14 protein-coding genes and 1 pseudogene are annotated in these 16,060 nt (G+C 60.3%); 1 reads left to right on the top strand and 14 read right to left on the bottom strand.

The genetic code is table 11. The features are described from left to right. Positions 1-74: 74 nt before the first annotated feature. Together EK373_RS31830 and EK373_RS31835 are read right to left on the bottom strand one after the other, a co-directional pair. Positions 75-263 (bottom strand): annotated as a pseudogene (locus EK373_RS31830) (epoxide hydrolase); the annotation flags it as partial. A gap of 104 nt (positions 264-367) precedes the next feature. Then, positions 368-928, bottom strand: a complete 561-nt coding sequence (locus EK373_RS31835; protein WP_198683812.1) for a CGNR zinc finger domain-containing protein — start codon at positions 926-928, stop codon at positions 368-370. 64 nt (positions 929-992) lie between these two features. Between EK373_RS31835 and EK373_RS31840 the strand changes: the two genes are divergently transcribed. After that, positions 993-1,904, top strand: coding sequence for an SDR family oxidoreductase (locus EK373_RS31840; protein ID WP_129649413.1), 912 nt, complete (start codon positions 993-995; stop codon positions 1,902-1,904). 255 nt (positions 1,905-2,159) lie between these two features. On the opposite strand, the gene EK373_RS34495 is transcribed toward EK373_RS31840, so the two are convergent. The 12 genes from EK373_RS34495 to arsH form a co-directional block, all read right to left on the bottom strand. Further along, positions 2,160-2,555 carry a DUF3237 family protein gene (locus tag EK373_RS34495; protein ID WP_407676233.1) on the bottom strand — a complete coding sequence of 132 codons (396 nt, stop codon included), beginning with the start codon at positions 2,553-2,555 and terminating at the stop codon, positions 2,160-2,162. A gap of 177 nt (positions 2,556-2,732) precedes the next feature. Then, positions 2,733-4,571, bottom strand: a complete 1,839-nt coding sequence (locus tag EK373_RS31850) for a glycosyl hydrolase (protein WP_129649414.1) — start codon at positions 4,569-4,571, stop codon at positions 2,733-2,735. Further along, positions 4,568-5,383 (bottom strand): NAD-dependent epimerase/dehydratase family protein, encoded by an 816-nt coding sequence (locus EK373_RS31855; protein WP_129649415.1) that lies wholly within the window; start codon positions 5,381-5,383, stop codon positions 4,568-4,570. Before EK373_RS31855 ends, EK373_RS31850 begins: the two co-directional genes overlap by 4 nt. Next, positions 5,380-6,582: an enolase C-terminal domain-like protein gene (locus tag EK373_RS31860; RefSeq protein WP_198683814.1), complete on the bottom strand. Its 1,203-nt coding sequence runs from the start codon at positions 6,580-6,582 to the stop codon at positions 5,380-5,382. The genes EK373_RS31855 and EK373_RS31860 overlap by 4 nt, the downstream gene beginning before the upstream one ends. Continuing rightward, positions 6,567-7,322 carry a ribonuclease activity regulator RraA gene (locus EK373_RS31865; RefSeq protein WP_198683815.1) on the bottom strand — a complete coding sequence of 252 codons (756 nt, stop codon included), beginning with the start codon at positions 7,320-7,322 and terminating at the stop codon, positions 6,567-6,569. Before EK373_RS31865 ends, EK373_RS31860 begins: the two co-directional genes overlap by 16 nt. Positions 7,323-7,348: 26 nt before the next feature. Next, complete coding sequence (locus tag EK373_RS31870; RefSeq protein WP_157994633.1) at positions 7,349-9,886, bottom strand: TonB-dependent receptor; 2,538 nt, start codon at positions 9,884-9,886, stop codon at positions 7,349-7,351. Between the two features lie 230 nt (positions 9,887-10,116). Then, a complete protein-coding gene (locus EK373_RS31875) occupies positions 10,117-11,382 on the bottom strand; it encodes an MFS transporter (protein WP_129649419.1) in 1,266 nt (421 codons plus the stop codon). After that, on the bottom strand, positions 11,379-12,143 hold the full coding sequence (locus EK373_RS31880; protein ID WP_129649420.1) for a GntR family transcriptional regulator: 765 nt from the start codon (positions 12,141-12,143) through the stop codon (positions 11,379-11,381). Before EK373_RS31880 ends, EK373_RS31875 begins: the two co-directional genes overlap by 4 nt. 98 nt (positions 12,144-12,241) lie before the next feature. Beyond that, complete coding sequence (locus tag EK373_RS31885; protein WP_129649421.1) at positions 12,242-13,111, bottom strand: SMP-30/gluconolactonase/LRE family protein; 870 nt, start codon at positions 13,109-13,111, stop codon at positions 12,242-12,244. Between the two features lie 243 nt (positions 13,112-13,354). Beyond that, complete coding sequence (locus EK373_RS31890) at positions 13,355-14,050, bottom strand: c-type cytochrome (RefSeq protein ID WP_129649422.1); 696 nt, start codon at positions 14,048-14,050, stop codon at positions 13,355-13,357. Continuing rightward, the gene (soxC, locus tag EK373_RS31895; protein WP_129649423.1) at positions 14,043-15,263 is read right to left on the bottom strand and encodes a sulfite dehydrogenase; all 1,221 of its coding nucleotides are present in this window, start codon (positions 15,261-15,263) and stop codon (positions 14,043-14,045) included. Before soxC ends, EK373_RS31890 begins: the two co-directional genes overlap by 8 nt. A 22-nt stretch (positions 15,264-15,285) precedes the next feature. Then, the gene (gene arsH / locus EK373_RS31900) at positions 15,286-16,005 is read right to left on the bottom strand and encodes an arsenical resistance protein ArsH (RefSeq protein WP_129649501.1); all 720 of its coding nucleotides are present in this window, start codon (positions 16,003-16,005) and stop codon (positions 15,286-15,288) included. Positions 16,006-16,060: the final 55 nt, after the last annotated feature.

Here is a 16,060-nt window from a genome sequence, read left to right on the forward strand (position 1 = left end):
CATGTGCATGCAGGCGCCGTTCGTCCTCCATCACTCTCCTACTTGATTACGCGCCACGCACCTTGCGGAAGCAGCGCCCAGCTGCGCGGCGCCCGAAAAACTTCCCTTGGGAAGATGCTGACCCCCACGGGAGAATCCACGATGCCTTGGTTCCAGCCAGATTCGCCAGCGTTCTCGCGATAGAGCCGCGCCGACGAGGCGCCCGTGTTGGTCAGCCAGTAAAGTGCGATGTTATCGAGCATCTCATCTCGCGCGAGCGTTGCTCATTGTTCATTCTCTCAAGGTCGATGCGTGCGCACAGGGCATGACAAAGGTTAGCGACAAAGCATCGAACAGTGGGAGTAACAAACGTGGCGGAATTCCATCATCACGAACGTCCCGAGGCGCGCTGACGCTGGCGGAACACGGCTGTTTTGGTGCGACTCTGGCAAGTCGTCGAACAGAAACGCCGCGTTCCGTTCTTCGAGGTGTCGAAGAAAAGGATGTCGCAGCCCTTCGCTTCGCAGCGGCCGAATCGATCGACGAGACCCTCCCCTATCATCCGTGCCAGTGCTTCGGCGCAGATCGAAACATACATCGGCACCAGCTGCGCATCAGCAGGGTGATGATGCAGTCGCCAGCGTCCATCTTCTTTTGCAAGGTGCGGATGAGCCGGATGCTCCGCAAGCATCTCGTTGAGCACGCCAGCGGCGGCCTCGAGATCTTCCTCCAGCAGGTGATGAATCACTCCGCGCAACCGCATAGAAAGGGATACGAATCCCGGAATCTGCTGCCGTCGAAACGCGGCAAGCGAAGAAGGATCGAAGGCGAGGATGCTCGCGACGATGTCGCGATGACGCTCGGCACTCGGCGCCAGCTCGTTCACGAGCCGTAGTGAAACGATCACGCCGGCGTCGCCGTAACTGTCTAAATAGATTTGACGAGCCACGGAGCCCTCTCTAACGTGTGACTGACTAAATCGATTACACCAGTTACCCGCAGAGGACACCAGAGTGACGAAGCCCTTAGCCGGAAAAGTAGCGTTGGTTGCTGGCGGAACACGCGGGGCAGGCCGCGGAATCGCTGTCGAACTTGGACGCGTAGGAGCGACCGTCTATGTGACTGGCCGAACATCCGGCGCGCAGCGATCTGAGATGGGGCGTGGCGAGACCATCGAGGAGACGGCTGCACTCGTCGACGCCGCTGGCGGTCACGGAATCGCTGTACGTGTGGATCACCTCGTTCCCGATGAGGTCAGCGCACTGATCAAACGAATCGATGCCGCACATGGTCGCCTCGATGTACTGGTGAACGATATCTTCGGCGCCCCACACATCGAGTGGGGGAAATCAGTGTGGGAGTCGGATCTACCCTATGGACTGAAAATGCTCCGGCTCGCCATCGATACGCACGCCATCACGAGTCACTTCGCTATTCCCCTGTTGCTCCGATCCGAGCGCGGTCTGCTCGTTGAAGTGAATGATGGCACCGCCGAGTACAACCAGACGCGCTATCGGAACTCATTCTTCTACGACCTCGCCAAGGGCGGCGTTCAACGCATGGCGTTTGCTCTGGCGCACGAGCTCCGGAATACGCAGACCACCGCGGTGATGCTCACGCCGGGCTGGCTACGCTCGGAGGCGATGCTCGATGCGTTCGGTGTCACAGAATCGAACTGGCAAGATGCCACCCACCGCATCCCGCACTTTGCGATTTCGGAGTCTCCGGCGTTCGTAGGACGTGCAGTCGCTGCGCTGGCCGCCGATGAAAATGCGTCCCGCTGGCATGGTCATTCGCTCTCCAGCGGCGAGCTCGCGCGGGTGTACGGCTTTACCGATATCGATGGCAGTCAGCCCGATGCGTGGCGGTATCTCATCGAGGTTCAGGATGCGGGGCTACCAGCTAACGTCGCGGGATACCGATAGCGAGCCATGCCACATACACGCCCATGAGCGAAAAGCCCCATTGGGCGCGCACGAGTGATCCAGCGAGTCGCTCCTCGTTCGCGGGCGAAGGTCACCACGGCCGCGTGTGCCTCATGCTCCGGCATCCTCTTGCGCTTGCGTTCAGGCGCAAGCTTCACGCCTTCGGCCGGGTTGGTTTCATTGTGACCATGACGCCTTCCCCAATCGAACAGACGCCGCAGATAACGAAGCAGGTGATTCGCGTTGCCGGCGTTGTCAGCCGGTCGACATGCATTGCGGTTTGCGGTTGCTTGGGCTTCGTGATGTATTCCTCAGCAACCTCGGCGCAGTAGTCGTAGTCCTTGCGTACTCTGTGCTTTCCGTGAACTGCTTCATCACGTAGCAACTGTTCCGCGCGCCTCCGCGCCAGAACGTTGCTCGATGATCTCGTGCGAGGTTTCGAAGAACGGCGCGGTCCGCAGATAATAGTCCGAGGCGTTCACCCGTTTTGCCGCGCGCCATGCGGGCGTTCACTTCGTCCGAAGCATGACGCACGCCACGATATGACATCAGCACGAGGGCACCATCATCTGTTTTCAGCAACACCCTTACGTTTGCTGGGCTGACCCCATCGAGCGAAGCATCGTCAATAGGATAGTGGCTACCACACATCGACCATCGACCTGCACTGGACGTTCGAGTAATTGGACATTAAGGGCTTCACGAAGCTCCAATCCTCGGCCATCACCGGTCTGTGGAACGGTGGCGTCCAGGCGCCGCTTCCACCGGTCCAGTATCCGGCGAATCTCTGGCGACACTCCACCGCGTGCGACGAGCACTCGGCTGAGATCAACGATAGTCGAAATAGTCGAGGCCGATGAAGGCGCCGCTGGAATCGGGATTCGCCTGACCGGACACCTCCAGGCGAATCGTGTGCTCGCCGCTCCCCAGACCGGTCTTGCTGTAAGTACGACTGATCGGCTGAGCGGACGTGGCATAGAGATCGACCGTGGCATCGAAAACGTTGTCGATATAGACATCGTACATCCCGCTCGCGGGCGTCTTCCTGGTGAAGATACCCACCTGAGTGCCAGTGAAGATAAGACTGCTGCTGCTGCCGCTGACGTTGGATACCGATTTAGTGTCGTTGAAATAAGACGAGTCCGCACTGTGCGTCCAAGCACCGCCGTAAGTGACTGCAGCACTGGCGTTGTCCTTGACCACGAACGCCGAACGATGCTGGAAATAATCGAGCCCGACGTAATAGCCCGAGGAGCTGCTGTTCTTTTGGCCCGCGAGTTGGACACGCACTGTATGCTCATCATTGCTCAGAGCTGAATTGCTGTAAGTCTTCACTGCCGCTTGATCGGTTGCGCTGTAGCAGTCCACAGTGGCCACATAGACGTTGTCGATGTAGACGTCGTACATGCCGCTCAAGGGAGTTTTCTTGGTGTAGATGTCGATGCTGGTACCGGTGAAGCTGAATGTAGCGGTACTGCCCGACGTGTTGGAAACCGATTTGGAGCTGTTGTAATACGTCGAGTCGGCGGAATGCGCCCAGCTGCCGCTGTAGGCCACGCTGCTGCTGCTGTTGTCGGTAGCGGTTCCCAACTCATCCCGGGTGATGATCCAGTCGATATCCATCACCTCGTCTGCGAAGGTATTGGAGCGGATCGATTTCGGATAGTCGTTGTCGGCCCACTGCAAATAGAACGCGGCCTTGGGAAATGCGGCTTTGATCTGGTTGATATAGATGCGGTTGTCGATGGAATTGAGGTTCGAACCGACCTCCCCCCAGCCGAAAACCTTGCCGTAAGTGGGCGAAGTGAAGGTGTTGTACAGCGCGGTATAAGTGTTGTCGTATTTGTCCGGGCCGATGATGTCGACGTATGCGTTGCCCGGATAGCGGTCGACGGCCGAGGTCGCTGAAGACAGATTGCCTGGGCTGTACATCCAGAGAATGTTGTGCAATCCACGCGTCGTCGTGAAGTAGTCATACATGTGGCGCCACACATCGATGTAACTCGCAGGGGTGGTGCGTAGCCCACCCCACCAAAACCAGTTGCCGTTCGCTTCGTGCAAAGGCCCCCAGATGACGGTCACATCGTTGTCTTCGTAGTACTGCATGACATCCGCGATGGCGGAGAGCCAGGCCATCCAGGTGGTGTACGCGGCATTGCCGGGCGTGATGATGTCGCTCATGGTGCTGCCCGAAGGAATCGAGGACCAGGCGCTGGCATCGTTCCAGGGATTTCCCGAGTGCCACATCAGGCGCAACAGCCCGCCGTTGTTGTGGTGATCCATCGCGAACTTGCGCCAGTTGGAGTCGCTCGGCGTGTTGTTCGAGCCTGTGTGCTGACTCTTCGCGCGAGTGCTGAAATCCAGGCCGGCCATGCCGACATACTTGCCGGTGACGGCGTGCAATCCTTCGTAGTAGTAATCCCAGGCCTGAGCGGGCGTGCGGCCGTCGGTGTTGTTGAGCTGTCGCGTGACGTACTGGCCGATAACGACTTTGTTGTCGGAGCGCACGCCGAGGTTGGATAGCCAGTTGAGCATCGCTTTGGTTTTGGCCGTGGCGTTCGGGTCTGCGGTTGCCTGATCCGCGTGCAGAGGCAATGCGCAACTCAAGTACAAAGCGCCGATCAGCCAGAGCCGTGCAACTGTCATCCGAGAGCGATTGTTCTTCATGAGTCCTCCCCCTGCTTGCGTGCAGCCTTGATGAAGCGCCCGCCGATTCGTCCCTCGGCGACGGTGCCGGATTCCGGATCGGTGAGTTCGTCGAGATAGTTCTCCGCATCGTCGCTGGGCTGATAGCCGATTGCGCCCCACTCACTGCGATCGACGTGCGCATGCCGATTGGCGGAGAACGCCCACAACATGCGATAGCCTTTCGCCGTCGGGCTCAGGCAAGCGCGAACGAGTCGCACCAGGTCCGCGGGACTGATCCAGGTCGTGCGCTCCCTGATCGTGAGCGGGCGCGCGCGGCAAGTACCGATGCGTAATACGAAGACGCTCGGGCCGAAGCGCTCGTGCACATACCGCGCGACAGCTTCACCGAAAGCTTTGGACACACCGTACGGACCATCGGGCCGTACCGGCGTGTTCGCGTGGAAGTGATCGCCCAACGTCGCGTATCCGCAGACGTGGATCGAGCTCGCGAAAATCACCTTATCCAGACCGAGCTCCCCGGCAGTTTCGAGCACCGACACTGCGCCTGTGATGTTCGCCGGCTCGACTTCGCTCCACTCCTGCGCGAGTGGGTTCGCGGCGAGATGAATGACCGCGTCGTGTCCGACGAGAAGCCGCCGAAACTCTTCGCGGTTCGTCATGTCTGCAACAAGACTTCGCGCGCGCGGATCGGGCTGCTGAGGTGCGACGATGTCCAATGCGCTCACCTCGTAACTCGCATCGATCAGCGCGGGCACGAGGAATCGCCCGATGCGGCCGCTGGCGCCCGTGACGAGAACGCGTCGACACGGTTTGGCAGGGAGCGCGCTCATGTCGATCCGATGACTGGAAACCAGTCGGGGCGGCGTGGATCCACCCGGAAGCGCGCGTAGTAGTCGCCGTGCTTCTCGAAGTAACGTTCGTAGTGATCCATTTTTTCCGCATCGAGCTCGACGCCCAGTCCTGGACCTTTGGGCACGGCGATGTGGCCATCGCGATACGCTAACTTGCCACCTGCGATGATGTCGTCTGAAAGGTAGTGATAATGCGCGTCGGCGGCAGCCACCATTTCTGGAATCGTCGAAGCCGTGTGCAGCATGGCCGCGAGCTCGATGCCGAACTCGGTTCCGCTATGCATCGCGGCGCTGATGCCAAAGGCGCGACACACCGCACACAACTCCTTCACGCCGAGCATTCCCTCCCAGTAGTGCAGGTCGGTGAGAATCGTATCCACTGCTCCAAGCCGGATGCCTGGACCCAGATCGTCGAAGCGCGCCGGATACATGTTCGTGCCGATCGGAACGCGAATCGCGCGTCGCACTGCCGCCAGCCCCTCGAGCCCCCACGCCGGGTCCTCGAACCACTCGGGCTGAATATCTTCCAGGCGACGGCCGATGCGCACCGCGGTCGAGACCGACCAGGTTCCGTTCGGATCGATGCGCAGCCCAAAATCCCAGCCGAGCCGCTTGCGACAGAGCTCGAGCACTCTCGCCTCCTCGCCCGGCCCCATGACTCCAGCCTTCAGCTTCATGCTGCGTACGCCGAGATTCGCCGCGAGTTCCTCGCAGTGATCAGCGACATCCTCAGCGCGCATATCGTCGCCGCCGCCAGGGCGGTCGTAGCGCCAGAACAGATACGCGATGAAGGGAACCGACTCTCGCAAGCGCCCGCCAAGCAGATCCGAAACCGGCCGATTCAGGACCTTGCCTTGGATATCGAGGCAGGCCATTTCGATGGCCGCATACAGCCGGGCATTGGACATGAAATATGTGTTTCGCAACGTCTTCTGACGAATGACGTTGATCTGGAATGGATCGAGCCCGACAACGCGCGATGTTAGCTTCGCAAGCGCCGCGCGCTGATCGCCGCCGCCCACTTCTCCCAACCCTGTGACACCTTCATCCGTGAGCACTTCCAACACCGTGCGCACGAAATAACCTGGATGCACACCGGTATTACTGCGCAGCACCGCATTCAAGGGAATGGCGACACAACGCGAACGCAATTCGACGATCTTCAACGGGCTCTCCATTCAGGGCCATGCTCGGGGGATCCTGCGGCAATCCATGTTTCGTAATCCTTGAGGGCCTGCTCCCCCGGCGGGTACAGGCCAGTGACGGGCCGTCCGAGCCGGATCTCACGGGCGATGAACGCCTCGATCTTCTCCTTGCCCACCGCCAGCATCGCGACCTCGCTCGCCAGGTGCCGCGGAATCACAACGACACCCTCATCGTCTCCGACGATGACGTCGCCGGGAATGACAGCCACGCCGCCGCATGCGATCGGCAGCTGAACATCCTGAGGGTGATGACTGACGACGACCGGCGGCGCCGCCGCGCGTCGATGGAATGAAGGCATCGCCAGTCGTCCGATCTCGGGGCTGTCGCGAAATCCGCCGTCGGTAACGATGCCCCCGACGCATCGCACTTGCATACGCAGCGCGAGCAGCGCGCCGCCAGAGGCTGCAGATGCATCGCCGCGGGAATCGATCACCAGCACCGCGCCTGCAGGTACCGTTTCTGCTGTGACACGCTGTAGGTCGGTTCGGCTGTCTCGCTCGAACAATGAATCCACGTCTTCACGCGAGGGAATAAACCGCAATGTATAAGCAGGGCCTACCATGGTCCGCTTGCCGGTGCGCACCGGATGAACATCTCGCATGAAGCAATTGCGCAACCCTTTATTGAAAAGAATGGTCGTCAGCGTTGCCGTCGACACCGACGCCAGCGCCTCACGCACAGATTCATCCAGAGGCTCTGTTCGCTCAACCACGCCGCACTCCGCGCCCGGCGAATTCATCAGAACGTCACCGATGCGCCAATGAAATAGCGTCGATCGTTGATGCGCACGGACGCCACGCGGCCACGAACGCCGTCGTACTGCACTTCCGGGTTGCGTAACAGATTCTGCGCATCGAACATCAATTTGATCGAGTCGGTGAGCGCGTAAGCGACCGAGGCATCGAGCTGATTCTGATCGTCGACGTAGCGACTACCACCCAGCGCTGCACCTTGCACACCCAGCAAATACGGGTCGCGGAAGGTGTAGGCGAGACGTGCCGAGATGCTGGCTTTCTCGTAATAGCCGATCAGACTGTAGCTGTTCTCCGAGAGCAGCGGTAACGGCAGGGTCTTCTGCGTGAGTTCATCCACGATCGGAGTTTCGCTGTCTGCATACGTGTAGTTCGCCTGAAAACCGAGGCCATCGAACGGCGCCGGCAAGAAACTGAGCGCCTGCTGATAGTTGATTTCGAATCCCGTCACCTTGCCGTCGCTGCCATTGTCTGGCCTGCTGATCAGGAAGACGTTGCCGGTGCCGTTGGGATTGATGAAGCCGGTCAATATCTCCTCGGTCACGGTGATCTTCGTGAACGACTCGATGTTCTTCGTGAATACCGAGGCCGCGAGCATGTTGCCTTCGCTGAAGTACCATTCGAGTGACAGATCGGCCTGCGTCGCCTTGTACGGGTCGAGCAGCGGGTTGCCGCCATTGCCGGTGTTGCTGACGATCGAATAGGTAAACCCTGCCGCGAGATCGCTGAGCGGTGGCGTCGCTACGACGCGGGCCGCCGCGAGCCGCAACAGCAGGTCGTCCCGCAGATCCACGATCAGCGTGCCGCTGGGAAGAATATCCGTGTACGACTTCAAGTAGGAGATGGGCTGCGTGCCCACACCCGGCACGTCAATGTTGCCGGAGGACACACGATCGGTGAAGGTGGCGCGCGTTCCAATGTTTCCTCGCAGCGGCAGTCCTGCCAGCTCGCTCTCGAAATCGAGTTTCACGTAGAGGGCTTGCGATTCGATGTTGACGTCGCTCACCGTGGTCGGTGCAATGGGTGGCTGGTCGTAGCCGAACTGCTGGCGCACGGCGTCCGCATCGACCGATCCGCCGAGAAAATTGCTGGGGAAGTTTCCAGACAGCCCACTGAGCACACCGCGGGACAGCGGGTACTTGTAGTGCATGCCGGGAATTTCATCGGCTGTAACGATGCCATTACCATCGGCGTCCGCAGCCGCAACCAGACTCGCAAGCGACATGGAAAGCACGCGCCTAGCGGTGCGGAAGGTACGATCTTCGTAGCGGTAGCCGAAGTGCACCTGGTTCAGAGCTCCCCAACTCAGATCGCGCGCAAAGTCCAGCCGACCGGCGGTAGCCTGGTTGTCGTTGGTGTTGGAGTTATCCGAAATCGACTGCACTTGATATTGGCTTGGATCGTTGATGTCGAAGTTGGCGGTAAGGTTGTACGAAGGAATATCGCTGCCGAGCAGGTTGTAATCCGCGCTCACGGTGCGACCCGCTCTGGGAGCCATGACGACTGTGAATGTGCCGCCATCGATGGGCGCGCGGCCGCGACCGTACGACAAGTCGGCGGCGATGTTCCAATCCCCGGGTTTCCATTCGACGCGGCCGGCGAATGACGCCACGTTCGAGCGTTCGTCTTCCTGGTAGACGAGCGGCCGCTGCGTGACGCCGTTCAGTCGACCTGACACAACTGTGCCGTGGGAATCAGCGACCGCCCCGACCTCGTTGCTGGTCAAGAGCGTCTGGTAGCGCTGCGGGTTGCCGCTCGCTTCGAAGCGGTTGTAGGTGCCTTCCAGCAGAAAGCCGAGCGTGTCACTAGCCTGGAACTGCAACGCGCTGTTGAGTGTAATGCGCTCGACCGGGCGCGGCAGTCGAATGGTCTGCAGGCGTGTCGGCCGAAACAGGCCTGGATCGTTCACGCCGTCGCCGTTGCCGTCTATATCATTCACGCGCGTGTAGTTGGACGCATCGAAGAGCTGCTCCTCGGCCTGCAAATACTGATAGGCGGCATTGAACAACAGGCCGACGCGATCATCGGCCATGTGCTTGCTGACCAGAGCCGAGCCACGGAAGCCGTAGTCTTCAGCGGTATCGGCGTACTGCCCCTGCGCGCGCAGCGCCACGATCATCGGAGGCAGGTCGAGTGGCCGCTTGGTCTTCAGGTTCACTGTGCCGCCGAGCGCACCTTCAAGCATGTCCGCCGAGGGCGACTTGATCACGTCGATGGAATCGACGATGTCGGAACTCAACACGTCCAGACGCGCCGAAGCGTCCGAGGTCGCACCGATGAAAGGCCGGCCGTTGATCAGTGTGTTGTTCAAGGAGATGCCGCGGATCGTGAAATTAGCGCCGTCGCCGCGCGAGCGGGAAATCTGCACGCCTGGCACGCGGCTCAACGTGTCGACGACGTTCTGGTCGGGCAGCTTGCCGATGTCCTGCGCGGAGATCGAATCGACGATGGAATCGGCGTCCCGCTTGTTGGCGATCGCATCTTGAATCGACTGCCGCAGACCCGTGACGACTACTTCCTCCACGGCCGTCGCACTCGAAGCAGATTGCTCGGATGGCGGTTGCGGCGACGTCTGCGAGAAAGCCGCCTGAGAACATACTGCCGCGACGGCGGCAGCGAGCGGCGTGGCACGCCGGGACCGGTTGAACAAGAACATCTGTTTCCCCCATGCAGCGACTTGGTCGCGTCATTTTGAATTTAATCGATTATATATAATCTTAAACGGCGACAGTCAACACCGAAATCGCCTGCGCCTCAGCCTGTTTGTTCCAACGTCGCGCCAGCCGTGGTCGCGGCGCGCGGCTTGCTGCGACCGAAGAATAGATAGAGCACCACCGCCGCCAGAGGATGCAGGAACGCAACGATGGCGAAGATGGCGCCATAACCGTATTCCTGCACGATCGAGCCGGCGAAGAAGTTGAAGACTGCCGCACCGACGGTTCCCAGCGCGTTGAGTACGCCCGCGGCGGTCGCGACGGACGATCTATCGAACAACGTCGCGACCAGCACGTTTGTTAGCGTGAGCCAGCTCAGGCACATCACCATCAGGATGCTGAACAACGCGAGCACGATCGGCACGCTGCTGGTGAGAGGAATGAGCAGCGCAAGCGGCGCGAGACACGCAACGGCCTGCAACGCGTACACACGACTGAGCGTAACTTCCTTCCCCGCTCGCACCATTCGATCCGACCATGCGCCGACACCGATGGCCAGCACTGCCGAACCCAGGGGTGGAATCCATAGCAGCGAGCCGACCTGCGCGAGCGTCAGGCCGAGCACTTCCTGGAAATAGCCGGCCATCCACGATTGAATGAAGAACCACAGCGGATCGCTGATCATGCGTGCCGCCACCAGCCCCCAGAGCAGGCGATTCTTGAGGATCGCTTTGAATGTTGACTTGTTGGACGCGGCTCGCGCGGCTGCTTCCGCCGGCGCATCCTTGTCAGAGAGCCACCAGGCCAACGCAAATACAAATCCGACCGCGCCCGGCACCAGGAAGGCGGCATGCCAGCCCATCGTCAATGCCAACCCGGCAACGACCGGCGGCGCCAGGATGGGACCTAATGCGATGATGGGCCCGCGCAATCCATATGCAGTCGCGAGCCGTTCTTTCGGGAACCAGCGAACCAGCGCATAGATGGTTGCCGGCGTGAGGCCCGCTTCGGCGGCACCGAGTAGCGCGCGATAGGCCAGCAGTTCTTCGAACGATCGCGCGATGCCGCTCAGCATGGTCGCCGTCGACCAGATGAGGATGAAGATGGTCAGCATTTTGCGGCTGCCGAAGCGATCGATGAGCCGGCCGCAAACGGTGAAGAAGATTGCGTACGCAGCGAGGAATGCGGTTACCAGCACTCCATATTCGCTATCGTCGATGCCGAAGCGCGCCTTCAGCGTCGTCTTCAGGATGGCGACCGCTTGCCGGTCGATCATCCCGAGCACGGAATCCAGCGAGCTCAGCGCCAGGATCCACCACGCCATCGCCGGCACGTGGACCGATGCCGCCTTGGCCGGCGCGCTCATTTCGTCTTGACCGTACGCCCTCCGGTGGCGCGGCTGCTCTTCTTCTTCACCCGCGCGGTGCGAAGATCCAGGGGCAGCGGCCCCTGCCAGGCACCTTCGCTGCGAACCCGCTCTACGATGTCATGCAGGCTGTTCAACACATGCACTCGAGCGGCCTGCTCGGCGCTCTCGCCGTCGCGCGCGCGAATGGCCGAGACGATCGCGTCATGTTCGCGCACGGCGAGCCGGCGTCGCTCAAGGCCCGGCGCCCATCTGCGGCGAAACGCCGCCATGACACCATTGGCTCGCTCGACCACTTCCAGTGCGATGGCACCGCCGTCGGCACCATTGATCGCGTTGTGAAAGCGCCGGTTCCATTCGAACCAGCCGTCGCGATCGCCCGCTTCCACTGCTTCGGCGAAGCGGCCCGCGGCATGAATGATCACAGTGAGAAGCTTGCCGTCCGCAACGGCCGCACAGATGCGTGCTTGCATCCCTTCGACGGCAGCACGGACATGCATCATGTGCATGAACTCACGCGCGTCGATGCCGCGCACCACTGCTCCGCGATTCGGCAGCAACACCACGAGCCCTTCGGCCTGCAGCTGCTGTAAAGCTTCACGGATGGGCGACGGACTCACGCCGTACTGACGCGCGAGATCGACCACTTTCAAGCGACTATCGGGCTGCAGGCGTCCCTCGACGATGTCCCGATGAATCAATTCCGTGACGCGCGAGTAGGCAGTGCTGACCACTGAACTCGCCGGCATGGCGTCTTGCATGAATCACTCCTCGATGAAGCCCGCAGACTACGACGAGGAATGGCCAAATGCAATATTAAAGATTAAATATAATCTGATCGGCCAAATGAAAGACGCAATCAGAGAGCGACCGGCGGGATTGCCAACCCAGGCGCTACGGGTGACACGCGAAACAGGGCTCCCGCATCCGGCTGACCCGCAGGCGCGGTCACTCCCGCCGAGATCGAGGTAACGAACATCGTGCGCAAGTCCGCGTCGCCGAAAGCAAGTTTGCTCGGCTTCTGCACCGGTATCGGGATCGATTGGCACACAGAGCCGTCGGGCGTGAAACAGTGAACTGCCCAGCCGTCGTTGCCCGCCACCCAGTAGCGATCGTCGGCGTCGACGGCGGCACCATCCGGCCGTCCCATTGCATCGTTGAAACGCACGAACAGCTCGCGGCGGCGTATCGCGCCGGCTTCGCCGTCGTATTCACAGCGCCATACGCTTCGCTCCAGCGGATGCGAGTCCGATACATACAATGTCGTGCCGTCGGCGGAGACGGCCAGTCCGTTGATGGTTCGAAAACCCTCCAGAAGCAAACGCCACTGTCCGCCGGGACGCAGTTGATACAGGCAACCGCTCGGCTCGCCAGCTACAGCCAGGGACATGGTGCCGACCAGGAAATTACCGTGTGAGTCTGTCGTGGCATCGTTGAAGCGGTGACTCGGCGGGTGGCCTGGCGGCGCCCCGATTAATTCGATCTCTGCGGTGTCGAACGCAAGCTTGAATACACCGCTCTTCAGTGCCGCAATCACTTTGCCATCCACGGCGCAGGCAACACTACCAACGGGCTCGCCGAGTTCTATCGAATCGGTGCGGCCATCGAGCGCCGTTCTGAGAATCCGTTGCCCACGGATATCCACCCAATAGATCGACTGAGTGCGCGCATCCCATATGGGGCTCTCGCCAACACTTGCCAGATGGTTGCCGATGCGGGTCACTTGCATGGCGAGCTCTCACGAAGCATCAGCGCAATTCCTCGGACAGCGAGCGCCCTGCAGATCATCCCCGCCACATCGCGTCCCCGAAAGTGGTGTACGAGTCGTGAGTTCTGGTTCCGTTGGACCCATGCTTAGCTAACGAGGGCCGACCGTCTGGCGGCCGATTCTCACTCAGGCTCTGCCAGCCTTCAAGCTGCATATATCGTCGCTGCAGCGATCGCTTCTCGTTCTGTTCGAGCAACAGGTGCTCTAATGGTTGCGTTTGGCGGCGCCAACCGAATCGACTCGATCCGCTCTCCTGTCAGCGCCGCACGGAACGTTGCTGAGTATGACGGCGGCATGCTGCGCATCGCTGTGATACGCACAGACATGTGCCTGCGGCGTCACATCCGGGCGCGGATCGCGAATAAACCCATCGCTGTTTGGCATGCGGACTGCAGACAAGCCTCGACGGTCGAGCACCACGCCGGGCTGAAGAATCGCATTCTTCTCCAGGATCCAGGCAGTGAGCGCGTAGACCTCATCCGCCGTCAGTATCCCGGGCGTGTTGTACGGCATAGCGCGCCGAATGTAATCGAACACGGTCGTGGCAGTCGGCCAGTAGCTCCCGACCGTGAGCACTGGCTGGCTCGACGCCAAACTGCCACGCCCACCGACAAGCGCAACGTAATCCCCTCGCCCTTCGCCGTTGTCGCCGTGACATGCCGCACAGTGCGTGGCGTAAACCGTCGCTCCTTCGCGAGCGGAGCCTTTTCCGTCCGGGAGGCCCGCGCCGGTAGGCAGCACCGAGATGTCGACTGAAGTCACCTGCTCTGGACTCAGTGGCTCACCAACGCCATACAACGTGGCATTGCCATCTGAGCGCGTTGACCCAAGATCCTCAGCTACAACCGCGATAGCCAATAGCAACCCTACCAAGATCCAAGGAGAGTGCTGCTTAGACATGCGTCACCTTTCCATCGCGGGCGAGCTTCCATGGCTTCAAACCATTGTAGTGATTGAATCCATCTGGCCCCTCCTTCATCCCTCGCGCAGCTATGATCGCGTCTCGCGTAGGTTGGACGTATCCGGTTTCGTCCCTCGATCTCGAGACAAGAACTGTTTCTTGCCCTTGCCATCGCCACGGCAACCGAAAGCGCGTGAAAGCTTTATTCAGAATCGGAGCTTGCAGCTCTGCTTGTGACCAAGTCGCGCCACCGTCGACCGAAACATCGACTTGCTCTATGCGACCACGACCAGACCAAGCCAACCCCGTTATCTCGATCCAACCGCGACCATCGAGTTGCTGCCCGCCTGATGGTGAAGTGATCACGGAGTTCGATTCCATCTCGAAGCTGAACTGCCGGGCTCTACCATCCGGCATGAGATCGGTGTAGCTTGCCGCCTCATCGCGCGTCATCATGGCTTGATCGATGACGTGTAGACGACGGAGCCACTTCACGCTCACGTTTCCTTCCCAGCCAGGCACGAGCAAACGCAGCGGATACCCTTGCTCCGGCCGAAGCGCCTCGCCGTTCTGGCCATAAACCACCAGCACGTCCTCCAATGCCTTGGACAATGGGATGCTACGAGCGTGACGTGAAGCATCTGCACCTTCTGCCAGGACCCATCGCGCCGAGGGCTTCAGTCCAACTTCGTTGAGTAACGTGCTGAGCCGAACACCTGTCCATTCACTGCAGCTAACTAAGCCATGGCTCTGCTGAACAGTCGCACCAGGATTGCCCCGATGCTCTCGGCCGGCATTCCCGCCGCACTCAATGAAGTTGATTCGCGAGACTGAGGGCAGGCGCCGCAGTAGAGCCATCGTGAATCGCTGCGGCCGCTCTACGAGGCCGTGAATGGCAAGCTCGTGTAGTGCTGGGTCAACCGTGGGCACACCCGAGTGATGCCGCTCGAAGTGCAAAGACGACGGCGTGATGATTCCATATTGGTCCGCAAGCGGTGACCGACTCGCACCGGTACCGGGGGTGGACGTTTGGGGAAACAGCCTGGCCGAGCGTTCAAATGACGACCTTTCGCCATACTCCCGCCGCGGAACGCCGATCGTGCGCACTTCCTCAGCTGTGACTGCCGCGGGAATCGCGGCAATGGCTAACGAACCAGCACCGACGAATGATCGTCGGCTAAACCGGGATGATGGGCGTGTCGTCGATTTCATCTTTTTCTCTCGGCTGCAAAATTTAGATGGAACGTTGATTTACTCGCTTGGACAGCTCTGCAGCAGATTCTTTGCGCTCGCTGTAACGGTCCACTAAGTACGGCGAGATGCCTCGTGTCAGTAGCGTGAACTTCATCAGCTCTTCAGTAACGTCGACGACGCGGTCATAGAGCGAAGAAGGCTTCATTCGTCCGTGCTCATCGAACTCCTGAAATGCCTTCGGCACTGACGACTGGTTGGGGATCGTGATCATGCGCATCCATCGTCCCAGCACGCGCATCTGGTTCACAGCGTTGAACGACTGCGATCCGCCCGACACCTGCATGACTGCAAGCGTCTTGCCTTGAGTCGGGCGCACCGCGCCGGTGTTGAGCGGAATCCAATCGATCTGAGCTTTCAAAATTCCTGACATGGCGCCGTGGCGCTCCGGTGAACTCCAAACCATGCCCTCACACCACTCGACCAACTGCCGCAGTTCCTGCACCTTGGGATGGGTGTCGGGAACATCGTCCGGTAATGGCAAGCCAGACGGGTTGAAGAAGCGTATTTCCGCCCCGAGCGCAACGAGAAGTCGGCCAGCTTCTTCGGCGAGAAAACGACTGAAGGAGCGCTGACGCGTCGAGCCGTATAGCACCAAGATCCGCGGTGGATGCTCCATGCCCTCGGGTCGCAACCTCGCGAACTCCGGACGACGGAAATGGTCGGGCGCAATGTTGGGAAGCTGATTCGCCGTCGAACCGATAGGTACGACATGCTCACTACTGCTGCGGCTTCCGCAGCAAGCAGCGGAACCACCG

The organism is Peristeroidobacter agariperforans (genome assembly GCF_004138335.1).
Taxonomy (GTDB): Bacteria; Pseudomonadota; Gammaproteobacteria; order Steroidobacterales; family Steroidobacteraceae; genus Steroidobacter; species Steroidobacter agariperforans.

Excerpts from the sequence above, each read along its gene's own strand:
- EK373_RS31880 (WP_129649420.1), bottom strand. The coding sequence starts at position 12,143 with ATGCAAGACGCCATGCCGGCGAGTTCAGTGGTCAGCACTGCCTACTCG.
- EK373_RS31855 (WP_129649415.1), bottom strand. The coding sequence starts at position 5,383 with ATGAGCGCGCTCCCTGCCAAACCGTGTCGACGCGTTCTCGTCACGGGC.
- EK373_RS31890 (WP_129649422.1), bottom strand. The coding sequence starts at position 14,050 with ATGTCTAAGCAGCACTCTCCTTGGATCTTGGTAGGGTTGCTATTGGCT.
- EK373_RS31860 (WP_198683814.1), bottom strand. The coding sequence starts at position 6,582 with ATGGAGAGCCCGTTGAAGATCGTCGAATTGCGTTCGCGTTGTGTCGCC.
- EK373_RS31850 (WP_129649414.1), bottom strand. The coding sequence starts at position 4,571 with ATGAAGAACAATCGCTCTCGGATGACAGTTGCACGGCTCTGGCTGATC.
- soxC (WP_129649423.1), bottom strand. The coding sequence starts at position 15,263 with ATGAAATCGACGACACGCCCATCATCCCGGTTTAGCCGACGATCATTC.
- EK373_RS31885 (WP_129649421.1), bottom strand. The coding sequence starts at position 13,111 with ATGCAAGTGACCCGCATCGGCAACCATCTGGCAAGTGTTGGCGAGAGC.
- EK373_RS31875 (WP_129649419.1), bottom strand. The coding sequence starts at position 11,382 with ATGAGCGCGCCGGCCAAGGCGGCATCGGTCCACGTGCCGGCGATGGCG.
- EK373_RS34495 (WP_407676233.1), bottom strand. The coding sequence starts at position 2,555 with ATGTGTGGTAGCCACTATCCTATTGACGATGCTTCGCTCGATGGGGTC.